Origin of the sequence: Streptococcus mitis (assembly GCF_965111735.1) — a bacterium.
Taxonomy (GTDB): Bacteria; Bacillota; Bacilli; order Lactobacillales; family Streptococcaceae; genus Streptococcus; species Streptococcus mitis_DR.
Window position 1 is genome coordinate 2125120 of the sequence record NZ_OZ217346.1, and the last position, 13422, is coordinate 2138541.

The 13422-nt window shown below is 41.2% G+C and carries 14 protein-coding genes; 9 read left to right on the plus strand and 5 right to left on the minus strand.

Annotated elements, in window-relative coordinates:
* Nucleotides 1-134: 134 nt before the first annotated feature.
* Complete coding sequence (locus tag ACLV7W_RS10375) at nucleotides 135-722, minus strand: hypothetical protein (protein ID WP_001108834.1); 588 nt, start codon at nucleotides 720-722, stop codon at nucleotides 135-137.
* A gap of 333 nt (nucleotides 723-1055) precedes the next feature.
* On the opposite strand from ACLV7W_RS10375, the gene ACLV7W_RS10380 reads away from it, so the two are divergent.
* Nucleotides 1056-1919, plus strand: coding sequence for a helix-turn-helix domain-containing protein (locus tag ACLV7W_RS10380; protein WP_125454331.1), 864 nt, complete (start codon nucleotides 1056-1058; stop codon nucleotides 1917-1919).
* Nucleotides 1920-1970: 51 nt separating this feature from the next.
* On the opposite strand, the gene ACLV7W_RS10385 is transcribed toward ACLV7W_RS10380, so the two are convergent.
* A complete protein-coding gene (locus tag ACLV7W_RS10385) occupies nucleotides 1971-2621 on the minus strand; it encodes a LysM peptidoglycan-binding domain-containing protein (RefSeq protein WP_045612422.1) in 651 nt (216 codons plus the stop codon).
* 239 nt (nucleotides 2622-2860) lie between these two features.
* On the opposite strand from ACLV7W_RS10385, the gene sdaAB reads away from it, so the two are divergent.
* Genes sdaAB through ACLV7W_RS10400 form a run of 3 tightly spaced genes read left to right on the plus strand, consistent with a single transcriptional unit; the run spans nucleotide 2861 to nucleotide 5067 of the window.
* Entirely contained in the window at nucleotides 2861-3532 is a 672-nt protein-coding gene (gene sdaAB / locus ACLV7W_RS10390; RefSeq protein WP_125454330.1) for an L-serine ammonia-lyase, iron-sulfur-dependent subunit beta, read from the plus strand.
* A gap of 8 nt (nucleotides 3533-3540) precedes the next feature.
* Nucleotides 3541-4413, plus strand: a complete 873-nt coding sequence (gene sdaAA, locus ACLV7W_RS10395; RefSeq protein ID WP_125454329.1) for an L-serine ammonia-lyase, iron-sulfur-dependent, subunit alpha — start codon at nucleotides 3541-3543, stop codon at nucleotides 4411-4413.
* Between the two features lie 21 nt (nucleotides 4414-4434).
* Entirely contained in the window at nucleotides 4435-5067 is a 633-nt protein-coding gene (locus tag ACLV7W_RS10400) for an HAD hydrolase-like protein (protein WP_261056838.1), read from the plus strand.
* 109 nt (nucleotides 5068-5176) lie between these two features.
* Here the strand turns inward: ACLV7W_RS10400 and ACLV7W_RS10405 are convergent, their stop codons facing one another.
* Together ACLV7W_RS10405 and ACLV7W_RS10410 are read right to left on the minus strand one after the other, a co-directional pair.
* Nucleotides 5177-7027 carry a polysaccharide biosynthesis protein gene (locus tag ACLV7W_RS10405; RefSeq protein ID WP_045612427.1) on the minus strand — a complete coding sequence of 617 codons (1851 nt, stop codon included), beginning with the start codon at nucleotides 7025-7027 and terminating at the stop codon, nucleotides 5177-5179.
* A gap of 85 nt (nucleotides 7028-7112) precedes the next feature.
* Nucleotides 7113-7943 (minus strand): glycosyltransferase, encoded by an 831-nt coding sequence (locus ACLV7W_RS10410; protein WP_411865902.1) that lies wholly within the window; start codon nucleotides 7941-7943, stop codon nucleotides 7113-7115.
* Between the two features lie 154 nt (nucleotides 7944-8097).
* Between ACLV7W_RS10410 and ACLV7W_RS10415 the strand changes: the two genes are divergently transcribed.
* The 5 genes from ACLV7W_RS10415 (at nucleotide 8098) to ACLV7W_RS10435 (ending at nucleotide 12379) form a co-directional block, all read left to right on the plus strand.
* On the plus strand, nucleotides 8098-9264 hold the full coding sequence (locus ACLV7W_RS10415; RefSeq protein WP_411865903.1) for a CynX/NimT family MFS transporter: 1167 nt from the start codon (nucleotides 8098-8100) through the stop codon (nucleotides 9262-9264).
* Nucleotides 9265-9402: 138 nt separating this feature from the next.
* Nucleotides 9403-9729 (plus strand): PadR family transcriptional regulator, encoded by a 327-nt coding sequence (locus ACLV7W_RS10420; protein ID WP_000273858.1) that lies wholly within the window; start codon nucleotides 9403-9405, stop codon nucleotides 9727-9729.
* A complete protein-coding gene (locus ACLV7W_RS10425) occupies nucleotides 9716-10309 on the plus strand; it encodes a DUF1700 domain-containing protein (RefSeq protein ID WP_411865904.1) in 594 nt (197 codons plus the stop codon). Before ACLV7W_RS10420 ends, ACLV7W_RS10425 begins: the two co-directional genes overlap by 14 nt.
* Nucleotides 10302-11252: a DUF4097 family beta strand repeat-containing protein gene (locus tag ACLV7W_RS10430; protein ID WP_411865905.1), complete on the plus strand. Its 951-nt coding sequence runs from the start codon at nucleotides 10302-10304 to the stop codon at nucleotides 11250-11252. Before ACLV7W_RS10425 ends, ACLV7W_RS10430 begins: the two co-directional genes overlap by 8 nt.
* A gap of 62 nt (nucleotides 11253-11314) precedes the next feature.
* Complete coding sequence (locus tag ACLV7W_RS10435; protein ID WP_214614787.1) at nucleotides 11315-12379, plus strand: DUF6574 domain-containing protein; 1065 nt, start codon at nucleotides 11315-11317, stop codon at nucleotides 12377-12379.
* 176 nt (nucleotides 12380-12555) lie between these two features.
* Here the strand turns inward: ACLV7W_RS10435 and ACLV7W_RS10440 are convergent, their stop codons facing one another.
* On the minus strand, nucleotides 12556-13416 hold the full coding sequence (locus tag ACLV7W_RS10440) for a DUF4299 family protein (RefSeq protein ID WP_223340158.1): 861 nt from the start codon (nucleotides 13414-13416) through the stop codon (nucleotides 12556-12558).
* Between the last annotated feature and the right edge of the window lie 6 nt (nucleotides 13417-13422).

The window sequence follows — 13422 nt, forward strand, 5'->3', positions numbered from 1 at the left end:
GAAGAGACGAAACTGGGAAAAACTAACTTTCCAATAAAGCCACACAGTGATTCTCTCAGCTTAATTGTGTTCAAGGCTGAAAACACTGTGTGGTTTTTGAATGTTTAGAGGTTAGTTTTTTGAGCAATCGTCTATCAAAATGTCCGTTTATCTGTCAATAATCCGAGAAAATCTTGTCGTTTCAAGTCGGAGAAGTGTTTGGTAGAAAGACTTCCTTTTTGAAGTCCATCATCTCTAACCTGCAAATAATAGCTATGTTGGCTTGTTTTAATTGTCAAAAAATCGCCAAATATAAAAACTCTTTTCCAGTTGCGAATCTCAAATTCTTTCATCTCTGATTTTGGAATGCGGATAAGTCCTTGTCGCAAATCACGATGGTGCTCACTTGTGAAAGTCATCCCATTCCCAAGATTTCTTATCAGTAGTTCATCTGGAGTCACCATCACCAGCGCTATTTTAGTTAAGAAAATTTCAACTGTTGGTGGTAAAATCGCCAAATTAAACCAGGGATGTAGGTAGCGATAGGCTAAGAAATAATGAGGCTCCTCACCCAATCCTAGTTGTTTATATAATGTCTTAACCTCACTGTCTAATCTCGCTTCAAAAGACACATCCGAATGCTCTTCTTCCTTCTTCTGATTAAAATAACGCATCCAGACTAGAAAACCTATAAAGACTATAATAAATATTCCTGATAAGAGATATTTTACATTGTAGTTCATCACTTAACCTCCTGATTCACGCCTCTGCCTAAAACAGAGGCCTATCTATTTTGAAAATAGTTCCATAACAACTTTAAATAAGACTGGTGTCATTAAAATGAGGATAGTTCCTATCACAAATATCATGACTACTCGAAAAAGCTCCTTATTTTTAAACATTTTTCCACCCCTTTTCTAGCTACATCATAGTACTATTAAGCCAATTTTAAAATTACACCAAGCTTTTCCACAAACTTATTTTAGTTTTATTTTCTACTTTTTATATTACTATGATACAATATTTTTAATAGGATTTTATTATTTGTTAACTTTTTTCACGAAAAGGAGTCAATCATGCGTTATGATTTCGGAAAGGTCTATAAAGAAATACGTGAGTCAAAAGGCTTAACCCAAGAAGAGGTCTGCGGAGATGTCCTTTCAAGAACTAGCCTATCAAAGATTGAAAGTGGCAAGGTAACTCCCAAATATGAAAACATGGAATTTCTTCTCCGACAGATTAATATGAGTTTTGAAGAGTTTGACTACATCTGCCATCTCTATCAGCCGAGCCAACGGACAGAAATCATGCAAACTTATCTCAATATGAATTCCATCATTGGTGGCAGTGGTCTAGTTCATTTTTTTGAAACATGCCAAAACTATCTCAAGACCCATCACGACCTGCCTATAGAAGAAATCAGGGATATGCTTGAAGTTGTCATTCATATCCGTCAACATGGTACAGAGAAACTGTCAGACCAAGTGAAACAAACTGTCACAAAACTTTGGGAAAAAATTGAAAAACAAGATACATGGTATGAAAGTGACCTAAAAATCCTCAATACCATCCTTTTCAGCTTTCCAATTAAACACCTCCATCTCATCACTGGAAAAATCTTGCAACGCTTGGAAGTCTATAAAAACTACCAACATTTATATGACTTGCGAATGGCAATCCTACTCAACCTTTCCACCATTTACTTATACCATCAAGACAAAAACATGTGTCAACAAATCTGCTATACTTTACTAGAGGATGCCAAGAACAAGAAAAGCTGCGATATGCTTGCTATCTGCTATGTCCGTATTGGGATTTGTAGGGATGATGCTAAACTTATCCAAAAAGGGTTCTCCCTTCTGGAGCTGACCGATGAAACTTCCATTCTAGCCTTTCTCAAAAAAGAAGTGGAGATCTATTATCAACCGAAAGAAATATAAAAAAGTCGAGGGATTTCCTCGACTTTTTCAAATTATTCTGTTCGTTATTTCTTAATACCAGCCGTTGTTAAGCCAGAAGTTTTTAGCAGCTGACCATGAACCGTAACGTCCTGCAACGTAAGCATCTGCTACACGTTCTTGGTTTTCAGCTGAGTAGTCACCGTTCAAGTATGAATCTGTCAATTGGTAACGTCCAATGTATTGGCCGTTTGTAGCTGTATAGCTACCACCTGATTCTTTTTGTGCAATCCATTCTTTAGCTTCTGCTTCAGATCCACTTACAGTTGCAGCTGGTGCTGAAGTTTCTGCTGCAACAACAGTTTCTTCTGCTACAGGAGCGCTTGCAGCTGGTGCTGCTTCTTCTACTACTTCTGTAGTTTCTGCTACTGGAGCTGAAACAGTTTCATCTTGAGCAGCTGGTGCCGCATAAGTAGCTGGCGCTGGTGTTGCAACAGGTGCTACAGGACCATCGATAACCAACTCTTGACCAACATAAATCAAATGAACGTTGTCGATGTGGTTGTTTTCTGCCAATTTCTCAACAGTTGTGTTGTGAGTTTCAGCGATTTCTGAAAGTGTATCACCTTCTTTAACAGTGTAAGTTGATGATTCTTGAGCAGATACAAATGATGGAGCAAATACTGCAAACAAGGCAGCTACTCCTGCAAGAGTTGTTTTAATCTTTTTAGTTGTTGATTTCATATTTGAAAATTCTCCTTCTTTCTATAGTTCTATCATACCCTTTAAATATTACCGTTTCTTGACACTTTTATGTAGAAATATTACAAAATTATTTTTTATTTCCCTAAATAAGCTATTTTTTGTTACAAAAGATGCTTTTTTATGCTATTTGTAGTGTAAAAAGGTTTTCATCCACAATTAAAGCCAAGACCTTCATTCTTTGATATAATAGAGATAAGAATTTTTATAAGGGGAAACTGATGAAATCACTTCGTTTTCAATCTGTCTTTGATATCATCGGACCAGTTATGATTGGCCCATCTAGTAGCCATACCGCTGGTGCTGTTCGTATTGGGAAGATTGTCTCTTCCATTTTTGATGATACTCCGACAAAAGTCGAATTCCAACTATTTAACTCATTTGCCAAAACCTATCGTGGTCACGGAACAGACCTAGCCCTTGTTGCAGGTATTTTGGGCATGGATACAGATGATCCCGAAATCCCAAACAGCCTGGAAATTGCCCACAAGCGTGGCATCAAGATTGTCTGGACCATTCAGAAAGACAGTAACGCCCCTCACCCAAACACCACTAAAATTACCGTCAAAAATGCTCATAAGACCATCAGTGTGACTGGTATTTCTATCGGTGGAGGAAATATTCAGGTAACCGAACTCAATGGCTTTGCCGTCTCTCTCAATATGAATACACCGACTATCATCATTGTTCATCAAGATATTCCAGGTATGATTGCCCTCGTAACGGAGGCACTTTCCCGCTATGATATCAATATCGCCCAGATGAATGTTACTCGTGAAAAAGCTGGTGAAAAAGCTATTATGATTATCGAAGTTGACAGTCGCAACTGTGATGAGGCCATCGAAGAAATTCGAAAAATCCCTCATCTCCACAATGTCAATTTCTTTAAATAGGAGGAAGTATGTTTTATTCTATCAAAGAATTGGTCGAGCAAGCAGATCTGGACTTTCAAGGAAATGTCGCAGAACTCATGATTACAACAGAGTTTGAATTGACCGGTCGCGAACGTGAAGAAGTCCTCCTTCTCATGGAACGCAATCTGGAAGTCATGAAAGCCTCTGTCCAACTTGGCCTCAATGAAAATAAATCTCGTAGTGGCCTGACAGGTGGAGATGCTGCCAAATTGGATCACTACATCAAAAACGGAAAAACTCTGTCAGATTACACGATTCTCTCTGCTGCCCGAAATGCCATCGCAGTCAATGAACATAATGCCAAAATGGGCTTGGTCTGCGCCACTCCGACCGCAGGAAGTGCTGGCTGTCTGCCTTCCGTTCTAACAGCTGCTATTGAAAAATTAGACCTCAGCCACGAGCAACAGCTGGATTTCCTCTTTGCTGCTGGTGCCTTTGGACTAGTCATCGCAAATAATGCCTCTATCTCAGGTGCTGAAGGTGGCTGTCAGGCCGAGGTTGGTTCGGCCTCTGCTATGAGTGCTGCAGCCTTGACTCTAGCTTCCGGTGGAACACCTTATCAGGCCAGTCAGGCCATTGCCTTTGTCATTAAAAATATGCTGGGTCTCATCTGTGACCCTGTTGCCGGCTTGGTCGAAGTTCCCTGCGTCAAGCGCAATGCTATGGGAGCTAGCTTTGCCTTCATCGCAGCAGACATGGCCTTGGCAGGTATCGAATCTAAAATTCCTGTGGATGAAGTTATCGATGCCATGTACCAAGTAGGAGCAAGCATGCCAACTGCCTTCCGTGAAACAGCTGAAGGTGGTCTCGCTGCCACCCCTACTGGTCGTCGCCTCCAAAAAGAAATTTTCGGAGAATAAGTTTATCAAATAGGAGAAACCATGACCTCTATCACAGCGATCTTTTTCGATCTGGACGGAACCCTCGTTGACAGTTCTATCGGGATTCACAATGCCTTTGCCCATACCTTTAAGGAGCTGGGGGTGCCTAGTCCTGATACCAAAACGATTCGTGGTTTTATGGGACCACCCCTCGAAAGTAGTTTTGCGACCTGCCTTCCCAAAGAACTAATCTCTGAGGCAGTTCAGATATACCGTTCTTACTATAAGGAGAAAGGCATCCATGAAGCTCAACTCTTTCCTCAGATTGTAGTCTTGCTTAAGGAGCTATCAAGCAAATATCCTCTTTATATCACCACTACAAAGAATACCCCTACCGCTCAAGATATGACTAAAAACTTGGGAATCCATCATTTCTTTGATGGCATTTATGGCTCCAGCCCTGAAGCACCTCATAAGGCAGATGTCATTCGCCAAGCCTTACAGACACATCAACTAGCACCAGAACAGGCCATCATCATCGGAGATACCAAGTTTGATATGATGGGAGCTCAAGAAACAGGCATTCAGAAATTGGCCGTCACTTGGGGATTTGGAGAGCAAGCAGACTTGCTAAACTATCATCCTGATTTTATCGCTCACAAACCCATAGAAGTTTTGGAGTATTTTCAATAACATAGACTGGGCGACAACCCCATTTCAGAAGAAAATGAAGTAAATCTATACATAACAAAACGCATATTACCAAGGTTTTTCGATTCCTGATAATATGCGTTTTTCTTTTTTATTCAACGTGGGTAGTTTGATTGGCAAAGGCGATAATAGCTTGCTTCAACTCATCTCCACTAAGAGTGCGGAACTCTTCAATCTTTTGATCGATGGCTTCTAGAGGCATGACATTAACTTTACCAACGAAAATCTTATCCATAACCTGATTGTCAACGAGTTCGGTTGATACCAAGAGCTCTTCGTAGAGTTTTTCGCCTGGGCGGATTCCAACTTCAACAATTGGAATTTCGCTTTCGGTGTGTCCACTTAGAAGGACCATTTTCTTGGCCAAGTCATAAATCTTGACTGGTTTGCCCATATCAAGGATAAAGACTTCTCCATCCTTGGCATAAGCACCAGCATGGATAACCAAACGGCTAGCTTCTGGAATGGTCATAAAGTAACGGGTCATGCGGAAGTCTGTCACCGTTACAGGCCCACCTTCAGCAATCTGGCGTTCAAAGACTGGAATGACACTACCACGGCTACCAAGTACATTCCCAAAACGAACTGCACAGTAGGTTGATTGGCTACGTTGGTTAAAGCCAGTGACAATCAACTCAGCCACTCGCTTGGTTGCTCCCATAACATTTGGTGGATTAACCGCCTTATCTGTCGAAATCATAACCATCTTAGGTACTTTGGCTTCATCAACAGCCTTAGCAACATTGTAAGTTCCACGAATATTGTTTTTGAAGGCTTCTTTTGGATTGCGCTCCATCATAGGAACGTGCTTGTGGGCTGCTGCATGATAAACAATAGCTGGCTTGTACTTTTCAAAGACTTGCAACAAGCGGTCATAGTCTTGAATATCGGCAATAACTGGTACATAATCAATCCCTTGGAACTTGCGAATCAATTCATGATAAACGAGGTAGATTGAGTTTTCCCCATGACCGAGCAAAACAATGCGTTCAGGATTGAAACGGCTAACTTGTCGACAGATTTCAGAACCGATTGAGCCACCAGCACCTGTAACCAAGATTGTCTTACCTGTCAGTTCTGCGCCCAGACGCGATTCGTCAAGACGAATTTCCTGACGGCCCAAAAGGTCTGTGATATCAATCTTCTGGAATCCTCCACCTGCTTGGTGAAGTCCCTGAACAACGGTTTCAACCTTAGGCATCTTGTAACATTTGACACCCAGCTTATTACACATCTGCAAGATACGTTCATATTCTGACGGGTCAAGCGACGGAATCGCAACGATGACACGCTCGATTTGATGGCGTTTGGCTAATTCAGGCAGATCATCATATGAACCCAAAACAGGGATTCCACCAAGTTTTTGGCCCTTTTTCTTAGAATCCTTGTCCAAAATACCGACAAGTTCTAATTCACTAGTTGGATGTTGGTAACTATCCATAAAGAGGGCCCCACCATCACCAGCACCAATCAAGAAGGTTCGACGGTGTTCCCCATCACCACTGCCTTTTTTTCGTCTTGAATAGATTAGTTGCCAAGTAATCCGTGGCAATAAAATCAAGAAGGTACTCAACAAGATAAAGAGTACGATAAAACGGATGGAGAAGAGGGGCAAGAAGGCATAGCAGATACTATATGACAAGATACTGCTAGCAGTCACACCAAAAAAGATTTTCATGAAATCCGTAATCTTGCTGTAACGACTAATACTAGCGTTCAACCCCCAAAATCCAATCATCAATTGATAGAACAGGAAGGCCAAACTCGTGTAGATGATGTAGTCAACAGGTGCTGGATTAATCAATCCGTAGAATAAGATATAAGATACAATGATGGAAACCACCATACTCAAAATATCAAATATTCCCCAGAAAACCTGTTTTTGTTGCTTATTTAAAATTTCCACCAGATCAATCACATAATCTGTGAGTTTTTTATTCATAGAAATTTACTCCTCCTTAAAAGAGCCGAATAGTTATATTGTTATTATAACACTTTTTCTCTAGTTTATGATTTGCTACAATCTTTTACTTGCTTTTTCGTAACAGTTTCATAAAAATAAACTGTCGGACAAATCCGGGACAAAGGGCAACAATCATCTGAATGGCAACACTCTTGGCATATTCCATGTAAGAAATTTGCCCTCTCTTCAGCATGCGCTGACGAGCTTGACGATAGAGTTTGAGATAACGCAGTCCCCCACGACGCTCAAACATTCCTGCTCCAACACGAACCTTACACAAGATTTGATCCAGATTTCCAGTCTTGGCTCCTGCAGCAATCATATTGAGCCAGAGGAGGTCATCCTCCATATAAAGGCCATCCTCATAGTTACCTGCCTTGAGAACCATATCCTTCTTGAACATGACAGTCATGTGGTTAAAGGCGCTTCTCATTCTTTGATAAGCTACAACATCTGCGTGCTGGGTTGGAACACGACGATAAGAAACAATCTCATCAGGATTGTCAATAAACTCTGCAATATGGCCACCTAATAGGTCGAGATTGTCTCTCTCCATTAACTGAACCTGTTTCTCAAAACGATCTGGAACTGCTATATCATCCGTATCCATACGGGCAATAATATCATACTGACACTGCAAAACACCCTGTCGAAGAGCCAGACCCAAACCTTGATTCTGCTCAAGAGGGCAGCGTTTCACTGGAATTTCAGACTGGGCTTCCACTTGGTCTAACACCTGATAGAGCTCAGGTGTCAAAGGCCCATCCTCAACCAGAACCAACTCGCTCGGTTTCAGGGTCTGATTTTGAACACTCTCAATAGCATCCTTTAAAAATGTCGGATTTTCCTTAATATAGACCGACATCAATACGCTGATTTTTTGCTTTTCAGACACAGTTTTTCTCCAATGTATAGATTTCCTTCCACTATTTTATCATAATTTTCAAGACTTTCCCATTTTTATCTTGAAAGCCAGAAACCTTACTTGACATTATAGTGAAAAAGCCTTAAAATAAGCTGTTATTAAAATCAGCTAGGAGAGGTATTATATGAAAAAGCAATCACTCTTTTTTGTTCCAGGTATTATCCTGATTGGTGTTTCCTTGCGGACTCCTTTTACTGTTTTACCCATTATTTTGAGAGATATTTCGCAAGGGCTGGGCGTAGAAGTTAGTTCGCTTGGTGTCTTGACCAGCCTTCCCCTCCTCATGTTTACCCTCTTCTCGCTCTTTTCTACCCGACTGGCTCAGAAAATCGGCTTGGAGCATCTCTTCACCTACAGCCTTTTCTTCTTAACCATTGGTTCTCTGATTCGACTAATCAATCTACCCCTGCTCTATCTAGGAACCTTGATGGTTGGGGCAAGTATCGCAATCATCAATGTCCTGCTTCCTAGTCTTATCCAAGCCAATCAACCAAAGAAAATTGGTTTTCTGACCACCTTATATGTAACGTCTATGGGGATTGCGACGGCTCTGGCTTCCTATCTAGCTGTGCCCATTACACAAGCCAGTTCTTGGAAAGGATTGATCATCCTCCTCACCCTACTCTGTCTAGCAACTTTTTTGGTCTGGCTACCAAATCACCGCTATAATCACAGACTGGCTCCACAAACCAAACAAAAAAACAAAACAAAGGTCATGCATAATAAACAAGTCTGGGCAGTTATTGTTTTCGCAGGCTTTCAGTCTCTGCTCTTTTACACAGCCATGACCTGGCTACCTACTATGGCCATCCATGCAGGCCTATCCAGTCACGAAGCTGGCTTGCTGACATCTATCTTCTCGCTGATTAGCATTCCTTTTTCAATGACCATCCCAAGCCTAACAACCAGCTTGTCTACTCGCAACCGTCAGCTCATGCTCACTCTGGTTTCACTAGCTGGTGTGTTCGGCATTTCCATGCTCTTTTTCCCAGTCGGTAATTTCTTTTACTGGCTTGCCATCCATCTCCTCATCGGAACCGCAACCAGCGCCCTCTTCCCTTATCTCATGGTCAACTTTTCACTCAAGACAAGCGCCCCTGAAAAGACAGCCCAATTGTCCGGCCTATCTCAAACAGGAGGCTATATCCTGGCAGCCTTTGGGCCAACCCTCTTTGGTTACAGTTTTGACCTTTTCCACTCTTGGGTGCCAGCTGTAGCTGCCCTCTTGCTCGTCGATATCATCATGACTGTGGCCCTCTTTACAGTGGATAGAGCCGATAAAATCCTCTAAACTTCTAGTTTTGGCTAGAAGTTTTTTATATATAAAAATTTTACACATTTCTCTTGACAGGGCTTTCATTTAGATGTACAATGTATGTGTAGAAAAATTATATATAAAAATCTTACACATTAGAAAAGGAGGTTCCCCATGTACTTTCCAACATCCTCTGCCTTGATTGAATTTCTCATCTTGGCCGTACTGGAGCAGGATGATTCTTATGGTTATGAGATTAGCCAGACCATTAAGCTGATCGCTAACATCAAAGAATCTACGCTCTATCCCATTCTCAAAAAATTGGAAGGCAATAGCTTTCTGACAACCTATTCTAGAGAGTTCCAAGGTCGCATGCGCAAATACTACTCCTTGACAAATGGTGGTATAGAACAGCTCGTGACCCTAAAAGATGAATGGGCACTCTATACAGACACCATTAATGGCATCATAGAAGGGAGTATCCGCCATGACAAGAACTGAATACCTGACTCAGCTAGAACTCTATCTCAAAAAACTGCCTCAGGCTGACCAAATTGAAGCCATGGACTATTTCAGGGAACTCTTTGACGATGCTGGAGTCGAAGGAGAAGAAGAACTCATCGCTAGCTTGGGAACTCCCAAAGAAGCGGCCCACGAAGTTCTCTCCAATCTTCTCAATAAAAAAATCAATGAAGCACCCGCTCAAAAGAATAACAGACAAATTTTGCATATCGCCTTGTTAGCTCTCCTTGCAGCACCCATCGGCATTCCTCTGGGAATCGCCATCCTCGTGGCTCTGTTCGGAATCCTTGTGGCTGCTTTGACTGTCATTCTGGCTTTCTTTGCGGTTTCCATACTAGGTATCATCGGCGGATTCCTATTTTTAGTTGAAAGTTTTACTGTCTTAGCCCAAGCTAAATCAGCCTTTATCTTGATTTTCGGTTCTGGTTTACTGGCTATCGGTGCTTCTTCACTAGTCTTACTAGGTATTTCCTATGTAGCTCGTTTCTTCGGTCTACTCATTGTTCGCTTGGTGCAATTTGTTCTTAAAAAAGGAAAGAGAGGTGACCAGTATGCGTAAATGGACAAAAGGATTTCTCATCTTTGGTGTGGTGACTACCGTTATCGGCTTTATCCTGCTTTTTGTAGGTATCCAATCTGACGGGATTAAGAGCCTACTTGCCATGTCCAAGGAACCTGTCTATGATAGTCGGATGGAAGAGCTGACCTTTGGCAAGGAAGTCGAAAACCTAGAGATCACGCTCCACGAACACGCGCTCACCATCACAGACTCTTTCGATGATCAAATCCACATTTCTTACCATCCATCTATTTCTGCTAACCATGATCTTGTCACAAATCAAAACGACAAAACTCTAAGCCTCACTGATAAGAAACTGTCTGAAACTCCATTTCTCTCTTCTGGAATTGGCGGGATTCTCCATATCGCAAGTAGCTACTCTCGTCGTTTTGAAGAAGTTATTCTCCAACTTCCAAAAGGGAGAACTCTAAAAGGAATCAACGTGTCAGCCAATCGTGGACAAACTAGTATCACTAATGCTAGTCTTGAAAATGCGACCATCAATACCAATAATGGCTATCTCCTCCGAATTGAAGGAAGTCGTATCAAAAACAGTAAACTCACAACCCCTAATATCATTAATATCTTTGATACAGACCTTACAGATAGTCAGCTAGAGTCAACAGAGAATCACTTCCACGCTGAAAAAATCCAAGTACATGGTAAGGTGGAATTGGTAGCAAAAACAAACCTAAATCTGCTACTTTCCGAAGAAGAAAAACAAAGAATCAACTTAGATCTTTCAACAAAACATGGTTCTATTCTTCATTTTTTAAGAGAAGGAAGGCGTTCGTTTAAAAACGAAGAAAACAAAGATGAACGATTAAGCAATCCTTATAAGACAGAAAAAGCAGATGCAAAAGATCAACTCATCGCCAGAGCAGACCAGGATATCTATCTACTCAAATCAGAGGAACACGAGTCTTCTTCTAGAAATCGTTGACAAAAGCGCTTACATTTGCTACTATGAAAGCATATTTATCTAACTAAAAAGGAGGTTCTACCATGAAACAAGAATGGTTTGAAAGTAATGATTTTGTAAAAACAACAAGCAAGAACAAACCTGAAGAGCAAGCTCAAGAGGTTGCAGACAAGGCTGAAGAAACGATAGCCGATCTCGATACACCAATTGAAAAAAATACTCAAGTAGAGGAGGAAGTCTCTCAAGCTAAAGTCGAACTTGAAAATCAGCAAGAAGAGAAAATTGAAACGCCTGAAGACAGTGAATCGATAACAGAAATAGAAGAAAAGAAGGCATTAGATTCTACTGAAGAAGAGCAAGATCTTTCTGGGGAAACAGAAAAAGTCACTATAGCTGAAGAGAGTCAAGAAGCACTTCCTCAGCAAAAACCAACCACGAAAGAGCCCCTTCTTATCAGTCAATCCTTAGAAAGTCCCTATATCCCCGACCAAGCTCCAAAATCTACGGATAGATGGAAAGAGCAAGCGCTTGATTTTTGGTCTTGGCTAGTGGAGGCTCTCAAATCTCCAACAAGCAAGCTTGAAACAAGTAGCACACACAGCTACACAGCCTTTCTCTTGCTCATTCTGTTTTCTGCATCTTCCTTTTTCTTTAGTATCTACCACATCAAACATGCTTACTATGGACATATAGCAACTATGCATAATCACTTCCCTGAACAATTTGCTTCATTGAATCTCTTTTCGATTATCTCTATCCTAGTAGCAACAACACTCTTCTTCTTTTCATTCCTCTTGGGTAGTTTCGTCGTGAGACGATTTATCTACCAAGAAAAGGACTGGACGCTAGAAAAGGTTCTCCAACAATATAGTCAACTCTTAGCAATTCCAATCTTCCTCACTGCTATTGCTAGTTTCTTTGCCTTCTTTGACAGCCTGCGATTTACGGCTCTCTTGTGTGTGATTAGCATTGGAATCATTCTGCTTGCCAGTCTCCATATCATTACAAGACCAAGTCAAGCAAGTGAAACCGACTCCTTCTATCAATTATTCTTGTCTGTCCTTGTGAACGGAGTCATTATCCTCCTCTTCTTTGTAGCTGAAGTGGCACTGATTGGGGATTATCTTCGTATCTTGGCCTTTCTTTAAACTTCATACTCTTCGAAAATCAAATTCAAACCACGTCAGCTTCGCCTTACCGTACTCAAGTACAGCCTGCGGCTAGCTTCCTAGTTTGCTCTTTGATTTTCATTGAGTAGCAATCCTGTCTTCCATGGCAGGATTTTTCTATATCAAAAAAGCAAGTCGATTGACCTGCTTCTGCTTTACTTTTCTTGTGCTAATGCTTTAAAATCTTGTCTTAGGATGGGTTGTATTTCTAATTGATTGGCATCTAGTTGGTGGTAAGATGCTGATGGTAGTGACTCTAGGAATTTTGCATAGTTCAAGCGAGCGATAGCTTCATAGTCTTCTGGTTTAGAGCCATCTCCTGTGATTTGAACCAAGTCGATTTCCCACTGGACTTCCTTATCCACCAATTGCTCAATGTAGGTAGCAGGAACAAATGGTTCTCTCGGTAACACTGTCTTGACTCCTTGAGCCAGATGGTAAACACCGTGAACTTGTCCTTCTCCATCCTGATAGAAGGAAACTCTTGCAAAGTAAGCATCTGTCTCTTGAACTGCACGTACACGTGCTTCAAACTGTGCCAAACCATCTACCTCTAAAAAGTTTTTCAAGTCCTCATGACTAAAGAAAACAGGATTAAAAATTCCTTGGCAAATCGTAAAACGAACCGCAGTGTCTGCAATATGAGCTTGAATACTTGCTTGGAAATACGCTTCAAAATCAAAACCATCTAGTCCTTCAATCTCAGTTTCTGTATAAGCAAGCAGAGCATCTAAAAATGATTTGATAATCTGCCAGTCTGTCTTCGTGAGTAAGTCAGGAAGATCGACACGGTAAGCCTTTTGACCATCAGCATAACTGACCTTAAAAAGAAATTGTGATTGCCCCACTATTGCACACTCGATATACTCGAGACGATTAAGAGGCTGACGGAGATAGACAGCATCATAGCTATGTGACTCCAAGCCATCTACCAAGGCCAAGATAGACTTGGCAGTCAAAATTTCCTGTTCTCCTAAAATGCTCTGTTTATTTGGAATAAAAAATGTTTTCGTCATAACTGG